This is a genomic window from Marinobacterium marisflavi (assembly GCF_982447095.1).
Genome location: NZ_OZ457898.1, coordinates 618,830 through 639,340, shown reverse-complemented (window position 1 = coordinate 639,340; position 20,511 = coordinate 618,830). Strand labels below are relative to the sequence as shown.

The following is a 20,511-nucleotide window of genomic DNA, read 5'->3' as shown; positions in this document are numbered from 1 at the left end:
CGTGATCTTATTCTTCGAGGGATGCCAGGTAATCCGCTTCTGACATCAGCTCGTCAAGTTCGCTTGGATCGCTCAACTTTAGCTTCAAGATCCAGCCATCTGTGTAGGGCTCGCTGTTCAGCAGTTCAGGGGCGTCCTCAAGCTCAGTGTTCACCTCGATCACCTCACCACTAACCGGTGCGTAAATATCGGACGCGGCTTTAACCGATTCAACTACGCCAAATTCGTCACCTTGGGAGAAGGTCGCGCCCACTTCAGGCAGCTCTACGAATACAAGATCGCCCAACGCCTCTTGCGCGTGATCAGAGATACCCATGCAGACCACGTCATCACCCTCGAGGCTGATCCACTCGTGCGATGCTGCGAATTTGTAATTAGCCGAAACGCTCATTTGAAACTCCTAAACTGCTTGCCTGATTAACAGGCAACTACATTAACTGCCAGACCACCCAAAGAGGTCTCTTTGTAATTGGATTGCATATCTCGACCGGTCTGCAGCATGGTGCTGATCACCGAATCCAGAGACACTAGATGTTTTCCGTCGCCACGCAGCGCCAAACGCGCCGCATTGATCGCTTTAACTGCGCCCATAGTATTGCGTTCGATGCAGGGAACCTGGACCAATCCGCCAATCGGATCGCAAGTCAGACCGAGATTGTGCTCCATACCAATTTCGGCCGCGTTCTCAATCTGCCCAACTGTTCCGCCCAACACTGCGCAAAGACCGGCTGCAGCCATCGAGCAGGCGACGCCAATCTCGCCCTGACAGCCGACTTCTGCTGCCGAGATTGATGCATTGCGCTGATACAGCAGCCCAACAGCGCCAGCGGTCAGTAGAAACTCAGCTATCCCCTCGTCAGTGGCTGCGGTAGAAAACTGCAAATAGTAGTTCAGCACGGCCGGTATAACCCCAGCAGCACCATTTGTCGGCGCGGTCACTACGCGCCCGCCTGCAGCATTCTCTTCATTGACCGCCATCGCGTAGAGGCTCACCCAATCCATCATTTCGAACTGATCTACACTGCCTCGTCTTGAGCGTTCGGTTAACTCTTTGAAGAGTGCTGGGGCACGACGACGCAGTTTTTGCGGCCCAGGCAATACCCCGCTGGACGCACAACCACGTTCAATTGCACTTTGCATCACATCCCATATCTTCATCAGCTGTGCATCGATATCGAGCCCTGGATGTAAGGCTGCTTCATTGGCGCGCATTAGTTGCGCGACGCTCAAGCCGTTCTGGTCGCATAGCTTCTCTAGTTCAATCGCATTAGCGAAGGGGAAAGGCACATCGGGAAGAGTCGACTGGGTCTGCTGAAGAACTAGCTCGTCACGGCTACAAACAATACCGCCCCCGATGGAGAAAAAGGTGCTCTCATGCAAAACCATGCCGTTACTATCAAAAGCGAGGAAGCTCAGGCCATTGGCATGTTCCGGGAGAAAGGTCTGTTTATTGAAACAGAGATCAGTCTCTACGGTGAATTCCACTAACGTACTTCTACCCAGCTTGATCTGCTTAGTGGCAGCAACAGCGTCCAGCAGGCTGGCAACATTCGCCGGATCAATTAGATCGGGACGCTCGCCCAGCAGGCCTAAAATGACAGCAGAATCGGTCGAGTGCCCTTTACCGGTCAGGGCCAAGGATCCGAACAGATCGACCCTGACACGCTTTACTTGAAGTAGCTCACCCGCAACGCTCAACTCGTCCAAAAACCTACGGGCGGCCACCATGGGGCCCACAGTATGTGAGCTCGACGGACCGATACCGATCTTAAATAGGTCAAACAAGCTAAGTGTCATGGTGAAACACCTCAATCTAGATTGCGCAAAATTACCACTCAAGCCTCTCTCAATCAATGAAAAAGTTTCTTATAGGAAATATATGATACTATCGAGGGAATTTTGGCTCAGATCGTCTCTTAATATTCTCCTAAGAATCATTTAAAGATAGACTAGCCACGAGATTTCAAGAGCTCGCAAAGGGCTTCCAGTGACCAACGGATGGTCAAATACAGGACAGCAGAATGAGCACGCAACCGCAGATGAAAATTACCAGCAACAATGTCGAATCGACGGTTCAACCCCTCGCTTTGGGTAAACGTGTTAAAGAGCTGCGTCTGGCACAAAATCTCACGCTAGAACAGGCGAGCCAACTCACTGGCTTGGCGCGCTCAACACTCTCAAAGATTGAAAATGAGCAGATCTCACCAACCTTTGCCGCCGTCTCAAAACTCGCACAAGGCCTCGGTATTGCTCTACCTCAGCTGTTTACAGAACCTAAAAATGAAAACATAAAACCCGCTCCCAGCGCGGGCCGCCGTGACATCACTCGTGCAGGCACAGGCAAGCCCCATCCCACACCCACCTACGAGCATGAACTGCTCGCTACGCAGTTATCCAACAAGAAAATGGTGCCGTTCAAAACCAGTGTCCACGCACGGGATTGGAACGATTACTCTGACTGGGTGCGTCATGAGGGTGAGGAGTTTCTCTATGTTTTAAGCGGCTCGATCATTCTCTACACCGAATTTTATGAGCCGATCGAACTCAACCAAGGCGATAGCGCCTACTACGACTGCGAGATGGGCCACGCTTTGGTTTCTACTAGTGAAGTAGACGCAGAGGTCCTCTGGGTGACAGCCTGATGACTCTTTTTTGATCAATTTTCACTTGCATCAGCAAAGGTGCACCGCTATTTTGTTTCCTATTGGAAACTTTCATCATTTGAACGAAACAGACATTTAGACTGTCGAGCGCAGGAGTAAACGATGAGCGAGCAGCTTAAACGCACGCCTTTATATGACCTTCATGTTGAGATGGGAGCCAAGATGGTGCCCTTCGCAGGCTACGAGATGCCGGTGCAGTATCCTCTCGGTGTGCGCAAAGAGCACCTTCATACGCGCGACCAAGCAGGCCTGTTCGATGTCTCCCATATGGGTCAGGTTCGTGTATCAGGCGAGCGTGCGGCAATCAGCTTTGAGTCAATCGTGCCGGTTGACGTTTGCGATCTACCCAAGGGTAAGCAGCGCTACGCGATCTTCACTAACGATCAAGGCGGCATCGAAGATGACCTTATGGTGACGAACTTTGGTGATCATCTCTACGTCGTGGTAAATGCTGCCTGCAAGCAAGCCGATATCGCCATGATGCAGGATAAACTCGATGCCGAAGTCGTTGAACTGGCGGATCGTGCCCTCGTTGCGCTTCAAGGCCCAGCAGCCGGTAAAGTCCTCAAACGCCTCTGCCCAGAGAGCGCCGATATGGTGTTCATGGACTCACGCTATCTGAGCGTAGAGGGTGTAGATTGCATCGTCAGTCGTTCGGGCTATACCGGTGAAGACGGATTTGAGATCTCAATCCCGGCAGATCAGGCTGAAGCGCTTTGCCGACTGATCCTGGCTCAGCCCGAGGTCGAACTGATTGGCTTAGGCGCACGTGACTCGTTGCGCTTGGAGTCAGGCTTGTGCCTCTACGGACATGATCTGGACCCCACTACAACCCCCGTAGAGGCCAGTCTGCTTTGGGCTATCAGCAAAGTCCGTCGTGCCGACGGTGAGCGTGCTTACGGTTTCCCCGGCGCGAATATTATCTACCAGCAGATAGCTGAGAAGAACTACAGCCGCAAGCGTGTCGGTTTGATCGCTCTGGGCAAAGCGCCCGTTCGAGAGGGTGCGACGCTGCTTAACGCTGACGGAGCGCAAATTGGCGTTGTTACCAGCGGAAGCTTCGGCCCGACAATTGAAAAGCCGATTATGATGGCCTATATCGATCCGGCCTATGCAGCTGTCGATACTGAAGTCTTTGCCGAAGTACGTGGTAAACAGCTTCCACTGCAGGTGTGCAAAATGCCGTTTGTCGAACAGCGTTACTACCGCGGCTAGATCTCAACCAAGCATCACTCTAGCAAGCCGCAACAACCGTTGCGGCTTTTGCATCTATTCGAAGATCGGCGAGCTCAATTCATCGGCAAAGTTACTCTGCAGTAACCGCTTAACCAATGTCTCAAACAGCTGCGCCGCCGGCGTTAAAGGTACGCCCCGCACACGCACAATACCAAGCTTAACGAGCGGCGGAAGCGGAGTGATATTGAAAGGGACAACACCACTGCCCGATTTGGGATCGGTGATATAGCGCGCCGGAGCCAGACCAATCAGATCAGAGTGACGCATCATCTCCAGCATGATCTGTGGCGAAGTACACTGCACAACCTCTTTAGGCCGTCCTAACCCCTCTGTTTCGAGCCAGTCTAGAAAAGCGTTTGAGCTGCTGCCCAGGGTCTGATTGAGAACCCAGGGCGCCTCTAACAACTCACTCCAGCTGTTCGCTCCCGCCAAAGGATGCCCCTCACGTCCGGCAACTGCATTGAGCACATCAGCTAAGGGGTCAAATATCAATTCGCTGGGGAGCGCTGCCTGCGAGGCGATAGCCACGCCAAAGTCGAGCCGCCCCTCAATCAATCCTGGCACAATACTAGTGAGCAAACCCTCGGTGAATACCAACTGCGCATCTGGCATCTGCAGTTTAAATTGGCGATATATATCACCCAGAACCGTCGCAGCCACAACCGGGGTAATCGCCACAGCGACCTTGGCGCCTTTACCAGCACTGATCTGACGCACCTCCTGCTGGGCGCGTTCGATGGTCTCAACGATTAGGCGAGCGCGTTTTAGTAACGCCTCGCCGGCAGGAGTAAAACTGACACCGCGATAACTACGATTCAGAATCTCTGCCCCGAGAGACTCCTCCAGCTCCCGCATCGCCCGAGTCAGGGCGCTCTGGCTGGTGTTCATCAACTCTGCCGCGCCTCTAATGGAACCCGTATCAGCAATTTTGACCAGTGCAAGTATCTGCTGTTGCTTCATTTTAGTGACACCAAATTTAGATCACCTAGTTGCTTTTGAGTCTTTTGACAGATCATAGATGAGATACATTGGCGTTACAAACAAGAAAAACTCATTGAATGATTATGACCAAATACGAGCTACCTACAGAGTTAATGCGCGAATGGCGTCATCAGATTCACGCCAACCCAGAGCTTGGTTTCGAAGAAGAGGCGACCAGCGCGCTGGTTCGTGACCTTCTGACAAGTTGGGGCTACGAAGTCACTTCAGGCTTCGCGATCACCGGTCTGGTTGGCCAACGTGTTTTCGGAGACGGTACCGGCCCTAAAATCGGTATTCGCGCTGACATGGACGCCCTTCCTCTTCAAGAGGAGACAGGCCTCCCCTACCAGAGTCGCAATCCTGGAAAGATGCACGCCTGCGGTCATGATGGACACACGGCAATTCTGCTTGGCGCGGCGAAAGCGATATCAGAACTCGATGTCGATGGATTCAACGGCACGCTAAACCTTATATTCCAACCCGCTGAAGAGGTTGGCGGTGGCGGTGGCGCACAGCGCATGATGGAAGACGGACTATTCGATAAGTTCCCATGCGATCTGATATTCGCCCTACACAACTACCCTGGCGTTCCAGTGGGCAGTCTGGCATTCCGTCCGGGTCCATTCATGTGCTCATCGGATCTTGTAAAGCTCACCTTTAAGGGGAAAGGCGGTCACGGCGGCCTACCTCACATGGCGATCGATCCGACTCAGCCACTGGCCGGCACCATCATCGCCCTGCAGAGCATTATAGGACGCAATATTGATCCAATGCATACCGGCGTAATCAGCGTCGGAAAAGTACATGCGGGCCATAGCTACAACATTATCCCAACTACAGCCGAGCTTGAGCTGAGCGTACGCGCACTTCAACCCAAGGTGCGTGAAACACTTGAAGCGAGAATTCGTGAACTGGCCGACTTTCAGGCAAAGTCGTTCGGCTGTTCAATCCAGATAGATTACAAGTTTGGATACCCCGTCCTAGTGAATGACAGCGCGGCAACCGAAGAGATTATCGCAGCTGCATCCAAAGTATTCAGCACGGCAGAGGTTGATGCACAAGCACTCCCTCTGACCGGTAGCGAAGACTTCGCCTACATGTTGCAGCAGGTACCTGGGTGTTACCTGCTGATCGGCAACGGTGATAACGGCCACTCCGGTGGCGAACGTGTTGGGCCGTGCAGCGTGCACAATCCACACTATGACTTCAACGACGAATCGCTCTCTACGGGTGCTCAGCTATGGCTGGCACTCTGTGAGCATTTTTTCCACGACCAAAACCGATAGAATCTGATCGAGAGGACTGACCTATGAACCTAAAAACAAAAATAGTAGGCGGTGCAGCACTAACAGCGCTAGCAACCACACTATCATTCAACGTAAACGCAACGACACTGACAATGTCTAACTGGGTACCACCGGCGCACTTTGTCAGTGGCATCCTGAAAGATTGGGCTGAAGATGTTAACGAAGCGACCGAAGGTCGCGTCACTGTTCGCATCCTGCCAAAAGCTGTTGGTAGCCCACCACAGCATTGGGAACTGGCACGTAAAGGCGTTGCTGACATCACCTGGGGTAACTGGACATACGAACCAGAACGTTTCAAAGCTGTATGGTTTGCAGAAGTGCCATTCACCGGTGACAGTGCTGAAGCTTCATCACAGGCACTCTGGGATACGTACAACACGCATCTGGCGTCAAATCCGGTCTTTGACGGCGTAAAAGTGCTAGGTGTAGGCACACTGGGCCCTGGCGTTATCAACCACGGCACTGCTGAGATGTCTAAACCTGCTGACTTCGAGAACCAGAAGTTCCGCATGGGCGGTCCGATCCAGAAAGTTCTGATCGAAGGTCTAGGAGCTATTCCAGTTGCGGCGCCAGCCACCAAAGCCTACGAAATGCTAAACAGCGGCGTTATCGATGGTTCACTCCACCCAATGGAGTCCGTAGTTAACTTCCGTGTTGACGGCGTCCTGAACCACCACACTAAGATCCCGAATGGCTTCTACGATGCGGCGTTCTTCCTCGCAATGAACGAAGGCAAATGGAACACGCTGTCTGCTGCTGATCAGGAAGCGGTAATGGCAGTATCTGGTGATGCATTCGCGCGTCTTTGGGGTTCAACCTTTGACACTCAGAGTGCTGACGCTGAGGCGAAACTGAAGGCGGAAGGTCATCAATTCCATGCACCTTCACAGGAGTTGATGGACATGATCATCGCTTCTCGCCAAAAACTGCTTGAAGAGTGGGCTGCTGAAGCGAAAGATTTCGGTGTTAACAGCCCATGGGAGGTCGTTAAGTACCACCGTGAGCGTTACGAGTCTTACGCTACTAACTAAGCAATACGACTAAAATTGCGGCTACCTTGGTAGCCGCTTTGCAATATGGGGAAGTGCGATGAGTACTTTAATTAGCAGGTTGTTCAAGGTGATTGAGGTTGTACTAATCCTATCACTACTTGCGATGGTCCTACTGACCTTTGCTGATGTTATTGGACGGCGTTTCTTTAATGCTCCGATCTACGGCGCGCATGACCTCACTGAACACCTAATGGCAATCATCGTCTTCTCCGGCTTACCACTGTTGACTGCGGCTCGTGGACACCTCTGTGTCGACCTACTCGACCGCTTTCTGATGCGCGACTCCATGCGCTGGTGGCACTTACTTATCCAACTGCTGGTAGCAGCCGTTTTAGGCCTGATCGGTTACCAGTTTATCGTCGCTGCTAAAGACGCCGCAGACATCCTAGAAGTAAGCCACGAACTGCTGATTCCGCGCGCTTACATGTACTACCTATTTGCTGTTGGCGCTTTTGCAGGCGCCCTGGCGAGTCTACTTCCAGCGCGTCGCCACAACGATGTTCACACGGAGGAGGCGCTATGACTCTGGGTATAATTTGTCTGGCTGCGGTACTACTACTCGCATTTTTGCGCGTACCTCTGGCCTTCTCTCTAATGACCGTTAGTTTTTTCGGTATCGCTTGGGATTATGGATACTCAACCTCAATCACCATGCTATCGATGACAATTTCTGACGCGGTATTCTCCTATGACCTAGCGGTTGTACCGCTATTCATACTAATGGGAAACATCCTATCGAAGACCGGAATAGCAGCGGACTTGTTCCGCGCAGCTAACGCTTATCTTGGCCACATCCGCGGCGGTTTAGCACTGTCTACCATGGTAACTTGCGCCGGTTTTAGCGCGGTTTGTGGATCAAGCCTAGCGACCGCGGCCACCATGTCAAAGGTCGCCTACCCAAGCATGAAGAAGTACGGCTACTCAGACTCGCTCGCGTCAGCCTCGATTGCCGCAGGTGGCACGCTTGGCATCCTGATTCCCCCATCGATCATTTTGATGATCTACGGCATTCTGACGCAGACCAATATTGGTGAGCTGTTTATTGCCGGCGTTATCCCCGGCCTGCTCGGGCTCGCCTTCTATATGCTCGCGATCTACGTCGTGGCGATCCTGCGCCCAGAACACGCTCCGCGAGGCGAGCGTTCGAATGCGGCTGAGAAGGTCAAATCCCTGAAAGGTGTATGGCCCTTCTTTGCGCTGTTCCTGCTGATCTTTGGCGGCATCTACGCCAAGTTTTTTACCGCGACTGAAGCTGCAGGTATGGGCGCAGGTTTCGCGTTGATTATTGCTCTGCTGCAGAAACGCATGACCTGGGAGAGCTTCAAACACATCTTCCTTGATGCGTCATTTACATCGGTGATGCTCTACTCAGTACTCTTCGGTGCAATGTTGTTTGCCAAGCTTGTATCCTTCTCAGGTCTAGCAGAAGGGATCCTCGCAGCCGTCGAAGCTTCGGGGCTGAGCGGTTTCGAACTGATCGCGATCATTATGATCATCTTCTTACTACTTGGCTGTGTGATGGACTCACTAGCGATTATTCTAATCTGTGTACCACTGTTTGTACCGATTGTACTCGCTAACGGCTTCGATCTGATCTGGTTCGGCATCATCGTCGTTGTCGTGACTGAAATCGCCCTGATCACCCCGCCGATTGGTATGAACGTCTTTGTACTTAAAGCGACGCTACCCAACGTCTCCTTTGCGGCAATATTCCGCGGACTGGTGCCATTTATCTCTGTCGATCTTGCCCGCCTGATACTGCTGATCGCTGTACCGAGCCTTTCCCTCGCGCTTGTGGAAGCGATGCGCTAATCCGTTTTAAGCTCCTTATAGGCCGCTTTCGAGCGGCCTTTTAGTTGTAAAAAATTATTATTTTCAATGACTTATTTTCATACTGTTTAAAAAACAAACTGTTGCCTTCTTTTTAAACATGCACTATAGCGCATCTTACGACTTGACCGGGAGAGAGCGCTAAGCACCTATCGCCCGCGCCGCCGAAGGAGCATTTGCCCCCGCAAACTCTCAGGTAAAAGGACCGGCAAGTTGAATGACATCCGAAGAGCGATCTGTAGCACTTTTCAGATCCACCGAAGGAGCAAGCGCTGTAGTCAGGGGACTGCTGTCGTGAATCTCTCAGGTACCATGACGGAGGGGGTAGCCGGACACGCTGGGCAAATCAGCCCGTCACTGTGGGTCCGCACGATAAGAGTGCACTTCTATGAAAACGATCGCTGTATTAGGCGCCGGTATCACCGGTATCACCACTGCTGCAAAACTTCACGAACAGGGCTTCAATGTAACGGTAATCGACCGTCAGCGCTACGCTGCGATGGATACTAGTTTTGCCAACGGTGGGCAGTTATCTGCTTCGAATGCTGAGGTGTGGAACACGTGGTCAACCATTCTGAAAGGGCTTAAGTGGATGCTCCAGTCAGATGCACCGTTACTCGTGAACCCCAAACCTTCATGGCATAAGATCAGCTGGATGCTCGAGTTTATGGGCAACATACCCAACTACGAGCGCAACACCATCGCAACCACAGAACTCGCTGTCGCCTCACGTGCCCACATGCGCGAGCTAGCTGCACGGTGGGGTGTAGAGTATGACTCATCAGACTGCGGAATATTGCATTTTTACTCTGAGCGAAAGGATTTCGAACATGCTCGCCGAGTGAACAGACTACTGGCTAAAGGCGGCCTCGAGCGATTTGAGCTCTCCCCTTCTGAGATCATCGAAAAAGAGCCACAACTGCGCGGCGACTTTGTTGGCGGTTTCTGGACACCCAGTGATTTCACGGGTGACATCCACAAGTACGCATTCGGCCTAGCGGAAGCGATCCGCAAAGCGGGCGTGAAGTTCATGATGGAGACAGAACTGGTCGATGTAAAAACCTATAACGATGGCGTTAAACTGACGGATGCCAGCGGCAACGCGCATGAGTTTGACGGGATTGTCGTCTGCTCCGGTGTCGGCAGCCGCGCGCTCGCAGCTAAGCTCGGTGATCGCGTTAATATCTACCCTGTCAAAGGTTACTCCATCACCGTGAACCTGCGTGACGAACAGAGCCAGCAGAGCGCTCCAATGCGCTCACTGCTGGATGACAAAGCGAAAATTGTGACCAGCCGTTTGGGCATCGATCGTTTCCGCATTGCTGGTACCGCTGAGTTCAATGGCTACAACCGTGATATCCGCGCGGACCGCATCAAACCACTCGTCGAGTGGTGTCAGCAATACTTCCCAGGTGTATCGACCGAGAGCGTTGTGCCTTGGGCTGGCCTACGTCCAATGATGCCAAACATGATGCCTAAGGTAGGGGCAGGACGCCGTCCAAATGTCTTCTACAACACGGGCCACGGACACCTTGGTTGGACGCTGAGCGCCGCAACTGCAGATATCGTGACAACTGCAGTGGTCCAAGCTTATCAGGGCAACGAGCAGATTAGTCCGCTTGCCGTTTAAGAAGAATTTATTGAATTGGAGAAAATTATGTTAACCGTTACACGTTTAGATATTGCCGATGCTAGCGTCCTTATCGAGGGTGCTCGTATTAAAGCTCAAGAGATCGGCGTCCCTATGTGTATCTCAATTGTGGATGAGTCCGGCAACCTTATTGCGTTTGAGCGCATGGATGGCGGCAAGATCACCAGCGTCACAATTTCGCAAGACAAAGCGTTTACCGCGGCCGCCGCGAAAAAAGCAACGCATGAATACAATGCTGTATGCCAGCCAGGATCGTTGGTATTTGGTATTCATACTGCGCTGGGTGGTCGTCTTTGTGTTGTCGGTGGCGGTCTGCCAATCGAACATGATGGTCAGGTGGTTGGCGGTATCGGACTGAGCTCTGGCACCCCTGCGCAGGATATGGAGTGCGCGCAGGCCGGCATAGATTACTGGCGCTCTCAGCTTTAATCATCGCTTCAAGATCAACGGGGAGTCCGGCACACTAAAGAAATCAGTCGCGTCAGCGACCGTTCCGCCGGACAGCCTCTCACTAGCAATCATCCTCGCCGCTTCACCTGACACTTATATACCAAATAATTATAATTATTGTTACTTTTAATATTTTACTGTTATATAACCCTTCAACATAATCGCTTCACTAATCAACCGGAGGGATCCCGAAATGAAATTCTTTTCAACCATACTCTTAGCTCTAAGCTTTGTATTCGCAGGTACTGTAGCCCAAGCTGACTCTGGATATGCCAAGCAGAAAGTGGTTTATCACGTTAACTACAACGACGCCAAACGCTCAATCGGTGCAATGCGTAATGCACAAAACCATATCAATGCGTTGGGTGACGGCAACTACGAGATCCAATTCCTACTCCACGGTAATGGTGTCGAGCTTCTTCGCTCAGTCGTTAATGAAAATAGCGATGCCGCGGGCCGAGTTGACTCACTTCGCGCTCAGGGAGTGGAGTTTAAGATCTGCGCCAATACGCTCAAAGGCCGCAAAATTGCACTCGAAGATCTCTACTTCGCTGATAACAGCGACGTTGTTCCGTCCGGCGTAGCTGAGATCGGTAAACTGCAGCAGGAGGGTTTTGTTTACTTGCGTCCATAGGCGACAAGCGATAAACACCTGTTCTTGCTCAAACAGGGCGACTTCTCCAGTCGCCCATCACTCACAAAATAACACAAATTCATCGAAGCTCTGGCGGTCTGAACGCAGGCTATTGATAGCTGCATCAGCGTCAGCGTAGCCAACGGCCATTCCGCAGGCGAGCATTAACTCCTCGGGTGGCTGTATCTGTTTTGCGAGAGTTTGGTGCAACCCGGTCCAATAGCCTTGGGCACAGGTCGCGATGCCGCGCTCTTCAAACAAGAGCATTAGGGTTTGGATAAACATACCCAGATCCATCCACTGCCCCTGACTCATACTGCGATCGATGTAGAAAAAGAGTCCCAAGGGTGCCCCGAAAAGCTCAGCATTCTTGGCAAACTGCGCAAGGCGACCTGCCTTATCAGAACGCTCAACGCCGATGGTTTTGTAGAGTGCTTCGCCCACCTCAAAGCGCAAAGTGCGGTAAGGCTCTTTCAGTGGGGAGGGATAGACAAAGTACTCAGGCTCTTCCCAACCTTGGGTTGTGATTCGCTCAACGGCATCACGCTTGAGGCTCTCCAACTTTTCTCCCGACACTACAAAGACTCGCCAGGGTTGAAGGTTTCCGTTCGACGGCGCTCGAGCAGCCAACTGCAAGACTTCTCGCACAAGCTCGGCCGGCACAGTCTCCGGTTTGAAAGCTCGACACGTTACTCTCGATTGAACAGCCTGTGTAACTTGCATGAGGACTCCAGAGAGAAAAAAGTTGTAGATACAATTACTGTATTTGTCAGTTATTATATCTGTCAGTGTTTTATAGCGGAACAGCAGTATGACGCATTCTGAAATGAATCAAGAGAACGACCGAGAGCAAGAGAGACTCTCACTTGGATCGATGGAAGACCTGTTGGCCTACCGTCTGCGTTCAGCTCAGTATCTGCTGTTCACCGTCCACTCTGAAATCTTCAATCGCTACAGAATTACCCCAGGGCTATACGGTATATTGATCGCCATTCGATACAACCCAGGATGCAGCCAAATAGCCGTATGCAACCGGCTAAATATCGACAGTTCAGCAATGGTTACGGCACTCGATAAGCTACAGAAACTCGGTTTCGTGGAGCGCCGTCCATCACCGAACGATCGGCGTCAGCGCGCACTCTATATGACTGAGCAAGGTGATGCGGCGATGCAGGAGATCGAGACCGAAGTAGCCAAACAGGAAAAATCCCTGCTGACAGAATTCTCCGCCGGCGAGCGCGCAACCCTAATGCAACTGCTTGAGCGATTTGATCGCTAGGGGATCAGTATCAAGCCTGCTGCAGCGGTAAGCGCTAAGGCGGTAAAGCGCGCCAGCCACTTGGCGTTATCATCTTTGGACAACATACGCTGCAACCCTTTCCCACCTGAAGCATAAGCCACAATCGCCGCTATCTCGATCAGGATAAACGTCCCGCCCATAACGGCGACTTGGGGCGCTACCGGCTCGGCTGGCTGAATAAACTGCGGGAAGAACGCAGTAAAGATCAGAATCAACTTAGGATTCGTTGATGCGATCAGTGCCTCGGCTTTAACCATCGCCCACATACTGCTCTGGTTCCCATCCACACCAGAGAAATTCACACGCGCGCTAAGCGTCTGCCAAGCCATGTAGAGCAGATAGGCGGCCCCAGCAAAACGCATCATGTAGAAGGCGTTTTCGCTCATCGCCAACAGCGCCTCAAGCCCTATTGCCAACAGCACCAACATGATCACCATAACCGGCAAACGCGCTAAGCCAGCGATAGATGAAGCCGTTATACCCACGCGCGTACCATGGACTAGCGCAATCAGGTTGTTAGGGCCCGGGAAAAAGTTCATACCGATACAGGCGGGTAGAAACACCCACCACTGAGCTTCGTTCATTAAAGCACCGAGAGAGTTCGAGGATTAATTACGCTGACGCTGGGTGAAGTGAGGTAGGGTGACCTGGCGCCACACTGAGAGGATGCGCAACGCGAAGGCCGCACCCATAGCCGCGAGCGCGACCCAGCGATTGGCATACCCGACATACCACTCCAATGCCAGATAGACAGCAGCGCCGAAAATAGCACAGGTTGCATAGAATTGACTATCAGGGCGCAGCACCAGTGGAATCTGGTCGGTCAAAAGATCGCGGATCATGCCTCCTGCCACACCGGTAACGACCGCCATCGTGACAGCAACAATGGGTGCCGCATCGAGCGCCAACGCTTTTTGCAGGCCGATAATGGCAAATAATGCGAGTCCGGCAGCGTCTAAAACCAGAATCATTCGCCGTGGAGAGTGGAGGTAGCGTGACCAGAAAAACGCGAAGATAGAGGTGCCAACGGCAATCTCAAGGTAGAGGGGATTTTCAACCCAGACGAGTGGATAGGCACCTAGAGTGACATCGCGAATGGTACCGCCACCCAGTGCGGTGACCATTCCAAGAACAATCACACCAAAGAAGTCGATGCCACGACCAGCCGCAGCCAACACTCCGGTGATGGCGAATACCGCTATACCGACGTAGTCAGCAGCGGTGATGAATTGCTCATAGGTGAAGGGCCAATCGTACATTTGGGCGACTCGTAATGGGTTCAGACCCCTTTTTATACTAAAAAGGGGTCTGACCCCAACCAAATCTCAGGTTTAAATGCGCGCCAACGCCCGCTTGGCTGCATCGCTTAAGCCTTCACCACCCGCCGCGAGGTGGTCGCGAATCTGTTGCTTCATACCGCGTGACCAGAAACGTTGAAGGTGGCTGGCCACGGCTTTATCACACTCTTCCTGCGACTGATCGTGTGGCAGGTTTGCGGCGATCTGATTCGCCATTGAGATCATCGATGTAAGTTGATGAGATTCCATTATCTTTTTCCTGTGGGGTCAGACCCCTTTTTAGCTGTTCTTTTAGAGAGAGGTCTGACCCCGTGTGTAGATCGTGTGCTTACCGTTGCGGGCAAAACCCACCAAGTTCATGCCGGCTTGCTGAGCGAGTTTAACTGCCAGCCCGGTTGGCGCCGAGATGCAGACTAGATTCGAGACATTCGCTGCAGCGCATTTATGGATAACCTCGTAGCTGCCACGGCTCGTCATCAATACAAACCCCTCACGAGGATCAACCGAATTGAGCGTCATCTCACCCACTAGTTTATCCAACGCATTGTGCCGGCCGACATCCTCAAACAGATACACCAGACCTCCCTCTGTGTTGCACCAGGCTGCACCGTGAACGGCTCCGGTCTGCTGCTTTAGAGACTGGTTAGCCGTTAGGTTCTCTAGACCCTGTTCAATGGCTGTTGGGGCAATCATAGCTAGTGGTTCAACTCGATTAATCGGTCGAATTGCACCATCCAAGGATTCACTACCACAGAGACCACAGCCGGTACGGCCCGCCAGGTTGCGCCGCCGCTCTTTCAACTGATGCAAACGGCGTTGGCTAACTTCAATATCGACTTGCAGCCCAGGCCCTAGCTCTAACTCAACCTCAGAGGCCTCAATCGAGAAGACCTCGTCGGCTGATGCAACCAATCCCTCTGTCAGGCTGAACCCCAGTGCAAACTGCTCGAGCGCATCGGGAGTCGCCATCATCACCGCGTAGGAGATACCGCCGTAGACCAGTGCGACAGGCACCTCTTCAGCCAGAGCATCCTCGCCAAAGCGAATCTCTTCACCCTGACGCCAGCGCTCGACTGAGCGGATCTGAAAGTTGAGGGCCTTAGACATGCTCCTCGCGCTTCGCATCCGCCAGAAACTCTTTCTGTTTTTCGTCGAACTGACGGAACTGCTGCTGCCAGTTAGACTCACCGGTTACCTTGGTCACCTGCACCGCGGTTACCTTGTACTCCGGACAGTTGGTTGCCCAGTCGGAGTTGTCGGTCGTCACTACGTTGGCTCCCGAATTAGGGTGGTGGAAGGTGGTGTAAACCACGCCCGGCTGCATCCGATCAGATACGCGCGCATGAAGCACGGTTTCACCGACGCGACTGCTGATCGCCACCATATCACCGTCACTGATACCACGATCGAGCGCGTCGACTGGGTGCAGCTCGAGAATATCCTCGTCGTGCCAGTTCTGGTTTTCGGTGCGACGTGTCTGCGCCCCCACGTTGTACTGCGACAGAATGCGACCCGTTGTGAGCAGCAGTGGGAAGCGGCGGTTAGAACGCTCCTCGGTTGCGACGTACTCAGTAATGGCAAAGCGCGCCTCACCAATTGGGAAGCTCTCAACGTGCATCGTTGGAGTTCCGTCTGGAGCCGAGTCGTTACAGGGCCACTGAATCGAGCCGAGCTCTTCGAGTTTCTGGTAACTCACACCGGTGAAGGTGGGTGTCAGCTGCGCAATCTCATCCATGATCTCGGATGGGTGGCTGTAGTTCATTGGGTAACCCAATGCATTCGCCAGCCCCATAGTGGCTTCCCAGTCTGCCAAACCGGCCAGCGGCGGCATCACTTTGCGCACGCGGTTGATACGGCGCTCAGCGTTAGTGAAGGTGCCATCTTTCTCGAGGAAAGAGGAACCTGGGAGGAATACGTGGGCAAACTTCGCCGTTTCATTGAGGAAGATGTCCTGTACTACAAGACACTCGAGCGAGCGCAGTGCGGCTTCAACGTGAGCGGTGTTTGGATCCGACTGCGCGATATCCTCACCCTGTACGTACATGCCTTTGAAGGTGCCATCTAGAGCGGCGTTGAACATGTTGGGAATACGCAGGCCCGGCTCGTCATCCAGTTGAACACCCCAGACTGATTCAAAGCGGGCACGCACCACCGGATCAGAAACATGCTGGTAACCCGGCAGTTCGTGCGGGAAAGAGCCCATATCACAAGAGCCCTGTACGTTGTTCTGACCACGTAGCGGGTTCACACCTACGCCTTTGCGGCCGATATTACCGGTCGCCATCGCGAGGTTGGCAATACCCATTACCATGGTTGAGCCCTGCGAATGTTCAGTAACACCTAGCCCGTAATAGATGGCTGCATTATTTGCAGCGGCGTAAATACGAGCGGCATCACGCATCTGCTCTGCCGGCACACCTGTAATCTCTTCCGTTGCTTCAGGCGAGTGACGCACATCAGAGATAAACGCGCGCCAGCGCATGTAGGAGTCACCGTCCGTACGTGAATCAACGAACGCCTTGTCTTCCAGACCCTCAGTAATAACAACGTGCGCCAGTGCATTGATCAGCGCAACGTTAGTACCCGGACGCAACTTAAGGTGCTGCTCTGCCTGAATATGCGGGCTGCGTACCAGATCAGTACTGCGTGGGTCAGCGACGATAAGCTTGGCACCCTGACGCAGGCGCTTCTTCAGCAGCGAACCGAATACCGGGTGGGCGTCTGTTGGGTTGGCGCCGATCACTATCACGGCATCAGCATAGAGCACAGACTCAAAGGTCTGGGTACCAGCAGATTCACCCAACGTAGTTTTAAGACCAAAACCCGTTGGCGAGTGACAGACACGCGCACAGGTATCGGTATTGTTGTTGCCGAAGCCGGCGCGAATCAGTTTCTGAACCAGGTAAGTCTCTTCATTGGTACAGCGTGATGAGGTGATACCACCGATGCTATCGCGACCGTGGGTCTGCTGAATGCCTTTGAGTTTGGCTGCAGCAAAGTTAAATGCCTCATCCCAAGAGACCTCTTTCCACGGCTGGTCGATCGAATCACGCACCATCGGCTTGGTGACACGGTCTTTATGGGTTGCGTAACCAAAGGCGAAACGGCCTTTAACACAGGAGTGGCCCATGTTCGCCTCACCACCTTTGTACGGCACCATACGAATCAATTCAGAACCTTTCATCTCTGCCTTGAACGAACAGCCAACACCACAGTAAGCACAGGTTGTAACCACTGAGTGCTCAGGCTGTCCCTGGTCGATAACTGACTTCTCCATCAACGTGGAGGTTGGACAGGCCTGCACACAGGCGCCACAGGAGACACAGTCCGAGTCCATAAAGGTCTGTTCGGTACCGGGGCTCACCTTAGATTCAAAACCACGACCGCTGATGGTCAGCGCAAAGGTGCCCTGCACCTCTTCACAGGCGCGTACACAGCGTGAGCAGACGATACATTTACTGGCATCGAAGCTGAAGTAAGGGTTGGAGCTGTCGGTTGGAGCATCCAGGTGGTTCTCACCGTCGAAGCCGTAGCGCACCTCACGCAGACCCACAGCACCCGCCATATCCTGCAGCTCACAGTTCCCGTTTGCTGGACAGGTGAGACAGTCGAGCGGGTGATCGGAGATGTAGAGCTCCATGATGTTACGGCGCAGCTTGCCCAGACGCGCATTCTGCGTCGTCACCTTCATACCCGCCTCTACTGGCGTGGTACAGGACGCTGGCGTGCCACGACGCCCTTCAATTTCGACCGCACATATACGACAAGAACCGAAGGCTTCGAGGTTATCGCTGGCACAGAGTTTAGGAATCTGAATGCCAATTTCAGATGCTGCACGCAGGACTGAAGTACCCATGGGTACCACAACCGTCTGACCATCGATCTCTAGGCTCACAAGCTCAGTAGACTGACTCTTAGGCGTTCCGAAGTCTTTGTCGAAGTCACCTTTGGCATCAAAATATTGAACGCTCATGCCGATACCTCTTCATTTTGGGTTGCCGTATCACGGCTGAAATCTTCACCGAAGTGACGCACTGCACTCATAACTGGGAAAGGTGTCATACCCCCCATCGCACAGAGTGAGCCATCCACCATGGTTTCACATAGATCCTGCAACAGTTCCATATTCGCTTCACGGTTCTGATTGGCGCGAATGCGATCGATCACCTCTACACCGCGGGTAGAACCGATGCGGCAAGGGGTACACTTACCGCAGGATTCCGCGACACAGAACTCCATAGAGAAACGCGCCTGCTCAGACATATCCACAGTATCGTCGAACACCACTACTCCGCCGTGGCCCAGCACCGCCTGCTGTGCGGCAAAGGCTTCGTAATCTAGCGGGGTATCCCACTGAGACTCAGGCAGGTAAGCGCCCAGAGGCCCGCCCACCTGTACTGCGCGCATTGGGCGACCGGTATATGTGCCGCCACCAAAATCTTCGAGCAGCTCTTTAAGACTCAAGCCAAACGCGACCTCAACCAGACCGCCGCGTTTGATGTTCCCAGCCAACTGGAACGCCAGCGTACCGCGAGAACGGCCAAAGCCGACATCAGCATACGCCTGTGCACCCTGCGCCAAGATAAACGGCACAGCAGCCAGAGTAAGGACATTGTTTACAATCGTTGGCTGACCAAAGAGACCCACAATCGCCGGCAGTGGTGGCTTAGCACGCACCATACCGCGCTTACCCTCGAGGCTCTCAAGCAGCGAGGTCTCTTCACCACAGATATAAGCTTTGGCGCCTAGACGCACCTCCAGATTAAAGGTGCGACCAGAACCGATGATATTCTCGCCTAGGTAACCAGCTGCTTCAGCGCGACTGATCGCCTCGTTCAAAATGCGGTGTGCATCAGGGTACTCAGAGCGCAGATAGATGTAGCCCTGCTGGGCACCAACAGCCAAACCTGCAATCGTCATCCCCTCAATCAACTGATAAGGATCAGCCTCCATCGCCAGACGGTCAGCGAAAGTACCCGAATCACCCTCATCGGCATTACACACGATGTATTTAGTTTCGCCGTCAGTCGGCTGGGCGTCATGAACAGTCTGCCACTTGATACCTGTTGGGAAAGCCGCACCACCGCGCCCACGCAAGCCGGACGTTTTCACTTCATCAACGATTGCCTGACCACTCATAGCCAGCGCTTTGACGAGACCTTCATAGCCGCCCTGCGCCTTGTAGCTATCGAGGCAGACAGGATCTGCTATACCCGCACGCGCAAAGGTGAAGCGCTGCTGGCGAGCAAGGTATGGAATATCTTCCGTCAGACCGAGGTAGAGCGGCGAATCTGTTGTGGCATCCAGCAGACCTGCGTTGAGCAGCGAGTCGATCTGATCATCCAGTACTGGACCATAGGCGACACGCCCTGCAGATGTCTCGACCTCAACCAGAGGCTCAAGCCAAAAAATACCGCGTGAACCGTTGCGCACCAATTCAAGCTCTATGCCCTTGGTTGCTGCAAAAATCTGGATGGACGCTGCGACAGCATCAGCGCCGAGAGCTTTGGCTGTGGAGTCCTGAGGCACATAAACCTTAACCATGGAGCACCTCCAACTTCTCCGTACGCAGCTCTTCCATCAGTGCATCGAAGCGCTCTGGAGTAACACGTGCATGGACACGATCGCCAATACGAACCGAAGGTGAACAGGCGCAGTTGCCAAGGCAGTAAACAGGCTCGAGGAAGATGGCTCCATCCCCTGTAGTCTGATGGTAGTCGATACCGAGCGATGCTTTTGCGTGTCTCTCCAGAGTGCGGCTACCCATCGCCTGACAGGCCTCAGCACGACAGATCTCGACATTGTGCTTGCCAACTGGGTGGGTACGGAACTGATGGTAGAAGGTGATAACGCCGTGAATTTCAGCACTCGACTGGTTCAGCGCTTTGGCTACCTGCCCAACCGCCTCAGGTGGAATGTACCCTAGCGTCTCCTGAATGTCGTGAAGTATAGGCAGCAGCGCACCGGGCTTGGCTATCAGCTTATCGATAGAGGCCTGAACCTCAGTGGTAATCTGCTCGGCAGTTAAAGGCATATTATGCCCCTCTAACTCTGTACATATATGCATATGTATTCATATTTATGCCGCAAAAACTAGGTTTGCGACTCG

The 20,511-nt window shown here is 53.0% G+C and carries 21 protein-coding genes and 1 riboswitch; of the genes, 10 read left to right on the top strand and 11 right to left on the bottom strand.

Annotation, left to right across the window (positions count from 1 at the left end; genetic code table 11):
• Positions 1-7: 7 nt before the first annotated feature.
• Both gcvH and AC1WNR_RS03050 read right to left on the bottom strand, forming a co-directional pair.
• A complete protein-coding gene (gene gcvH, locus AC1WNR_RS03055; protein WP_481643069.1) occupies positions 8-391 on the bottom strand; it encodes a glycine cleavage system protein GcvH in 384 nt (127 codons plus the stop codon).
• Between the two features lie 26 nt (positions 392-417).
• The gene (locus AC1WNR_RS03050; RefSeq protein ID WP_481643068.1) at positions 418-1,797 is read right to left on the bottom strand and encodes an L-serine ammonia-lyase; all 1,380 of its coding nucleotides are present in this window, start codon (positions 1,795-1,797) and stop codon (positions 418-420) included.
• A 224-nt stretch (positions 1,798-2,021) separates the two neighbouring features.
• Between AC1WNR_RS03050 and AC1WNR_RS03045 the strand changes: the two genes are divergently transcribed.
• A complete protein-coding gene (locus AC1WNR_RS03045) occupies positions 2,022-2,642 on the top strand; it encodes a helix-turn-helix domain-containing protein (protein WP_481643067.1) in 621 nt (206 codons plus the stop codon).
• Positions 2,643-2,765: 123 nt separating this feature from the next.
• Positions 2,766-3,878: a glycine cleavage system aminomethyltransferase GcvT gene (gcvT, locus tag AC1WNR_RS03040; RefSeq protein WP_481643066.1), complete on the top strand. Its 1,113-nt coding sequence runs from the start codon at positions 2,766-2,768 to the stop codon at positions 3,876-3,878.
• A gap of 54 nt (positions 3,879-3,932) precedes the next feature.
• Here the strand turns inward: gcvT and AC1WNR_RS03035 are convergent, their stop codons facing one another.
• Complete coding sequence (locus tag AC1WNR_RS03035) at positions 3,933-4,859, bottom strand: LysR substrate-binding domain-containing protein (protein ID WP_481643065.1); 927 nt, start codon at positions 4,857-4,859, stop codon at positions 3,933-3,935.
• 104 nt (positions 4,860-4,963) lie between these two features.
• Here AC1WNR_RS03035 and AC1WNR_RS03030 point away from each other — a divergent pair, with 104 nt between their 5' ends.
• The 7 genes from AC1WNR_RS03030 (at position 4,964) to AC1WNR_RS03000 (ending at position 11,804) form a co-directional block, all read left to right on the top strand.
• Positions 4,964-6,166 (top strand): M20 aminoacylase family protein, encoded by a 1,203-nt coding sequence (locus AC1WNR_RS03030; protein ID WP_481643064.1) that lies wholly within the window; start codon positions 4,964-4,966, stop codon positions 6,164-6,166.
• A gap of 23 nt (positions 6,167-6,189) precedes the next feature.
• Positions 6,190-7,218 (top strand): TRAP transporter substrate-binding protein, encoded by a 1,029-nt coding sequence (locus tag AC1WNR_RS03025; RefSeq protein ID WP_481643063.1) that lies wholly within the window; start codon positions 6,190-6,192, stop codon positions 7,216-7,218.
• A 58-nt stretch (positions 7,219-7,276) separates the two neighbouring features.
• On the top strand, positions 7,277-7,762 hold the full coding sequence (locus AC1WNR_RS03020; protein ID WP_481643062.1) for a TRAP transporter small permease: 486 nt from the start codon (positions 7,277-7,279) through the stop codon (positions 7,760-7,762).
• Positions 7,759-9,051 (top strand): TRAP transporter large permease, encoded by a 1,293-nt coding sequence (locus AC1WNR_RS03015; protein ID WP_481643061.1) that lies wholly within the window; start codon positions 7,759-7,761, stop codon positions 9,049-9,051. Before AC1WNR_RS03020 ends, AC1WNR_RS03015 begins: the two co-directional genes overlap by 4 nt.
• Before the next feature lie 137 nt (positions 9,052-9,188).
• Positions 9,189-9,287: riboswitch (glycine riboswitch) on the top strand.
• A gap of 170 nt (positions 9,288-9,457) precedes the next feature.
• A complete protein-coding gene (locus AC1WNR_RS03010; RefSeq protein WP_481643060.1) occupies positions 9,458-10,699 on the top strand; it encodes a D-amino acid dehydrogenase in 1,242 nt (413 codons plus the stop codon).
• A 27-nt stretch (positions 10,700-10,726) separates the two neighbouring features.
• Positions 10,727-11,149 (top strand): GlcG/HbpS family heme-binding protein, encoded by a 423-nt coding sequence (locus AC1WNR_RS03005; protein ID WP_481643059.1) that lies wholly within the window; start codon positions 10,727-10,729, stop codon positions 11,147-11,149.
• A gap of 214 nt (positions 11,150-11,363) precedes the next feature.
• Positions 11,364-11,804, top strand: a complete 441-nt coding sequence (locus AC1WNR_RS03000) for a DsrE family protein (RefSeq protein ID WP_481643058.1) — start codon at positions 11,364-11,366, stop codon at positions 11,802-11,804.
• A gap of 57 nt (positions 11,805-11,861) precedes the next feature.
• Here AC1WNR_RS03000 and AC1WNR_RS02995 read toward each other — a convergent pair whose 3' ends face one another.
• Positions 11,862-12,527 (bottom strand): nitroreductase, encoded by a 666-nt coding sequence (locus AC1WNR_RS02995; protein WP_481643057.1) that lies wholly within the window; start codon positions 12,525-12,527, stop codon positions 11,862-11,864.
• A gap of 88 nt (positions 12,528-12,615) precedes the next feature.
• Here AC1WNR_RS02995 and AC1WNR_RS02990 point away from each other — a divergent pair, with 88 nt between their 5' ends.
• Positions 12,616-13,083 (top strand): MarR family winged helix-turn-helix transcriptional regulator, encoded by a 468-nt coding sequence (locus AC1WNR_RS02990; protein ID WP_481643056.1) that lies wholly within the window; start codon positions 12,616-12,618, stop codon positions 13,081-13,083.
• Here AC1WNR_RS02990 and AC1WNR_RS02985 read toward each other — a convergent pair.
• The 7 genes from AC1WNR_RS02985 to AC1WNR_RS02955 all read right to left on the bottom strand — a co-directional run bounded on the left by AC1WNR_RS02985 (position 13,080) and on the right by AC1WNR_RS02955 (position 20,436).
• A complete protein-coding gene (locus AC1WNR_RS02985) occupies positions 13,080-13,688 on the bottom strand; it encodes a LysE family translocator (RefSeq protein WP_481643055.1) in 609 nt (202 codons plus the stop codon). The two genes, AC1WNR_RS02990 and AC1WNR_RS02985, sit on opposite strands and share 4 nt — an antisense overlap.
• A gap of 24 nt (positions 13,689-13,712) precedes the next feature.
• A complete protein-coding gene (locus tag AC1WNR_RS02980) occupies positions 13,713-14,363 on the bottom strand; it encodes a trimeric intracellular cation channel family protein (RefSeq protein ID WP_481643054.1) in 651 nt (216 codons plus the stop codon).
• 72 nt (positions 14,364-14,435) lie between these two features.
• Entirely contained in the window at positions 14,436-14,651 is a 216-nt protein-coding gene (locus AC1WNR_RS02975) for a formate dehydrogenase subunit delta (protein WP_481643053.1), read from the bottom strand.
• Positions 14,652-14,693: 42 nt separating this feature from the next.
• Positions 14,694-15,509 carry a formate dehydrogenase accessory sulfurtransferase FdhD gene (gene fdhD / locus AC1WNR_RS02970; protein WP_481643052.1) on the bottom strand — a complete coding sequence of 272 codons (816 nt, stop codon included), beginning with the start codon at positions 15,507-15,509 and terminating at the stop codon, positions 14,694-14,696.
• Positions 15,502-18,375: a formate dehydrogenase subunit alpha gene (gene fdhF / locus AC1WNR_RS02965; protein ID WP_481643051.1), complete on the bottom strand. Its 2,874-nt coding sequence runs from the start codon at positions 18,373-18,375 to the stop codon at positions 15,502-15,504. The genes fdhD and fdhF overlap by 8 nt, the downstream gene beginning before the upstream one ends.
• Complete coding sequence (locus tag AC1WNR_RS02960; protein ID WP_481643050.1) at positions 18,372-19,946, bottom strand: formate dehydrogenase beta subunit; 1,575 nt, start codon at positions 19,944-19,946, stop codon at positions 18,372-18,374. The genes fdhF and AC1WNR_RS02960 overlap by 4 nt, the downstream gene beginning before the upstream one ends.
• On the bottom strand, positions 19,939-20,436 hold the full coding sequence (locus tag AC1WNR_RS02955; protein WP_481643049.1) for a formate dehydrogenase subunit gamma: 498 nt from the start codon (positions 20,434-20,436) through the stop codon (positions 19,939-19,941). The genes AC1WNR_RS02960 and AC1WNR_RS02955 overlap by 8 nt, the downstream gene beginning before the upstream one ends.
• Positions 20,437-20,511: the final 75 nt, after the last annotated feature.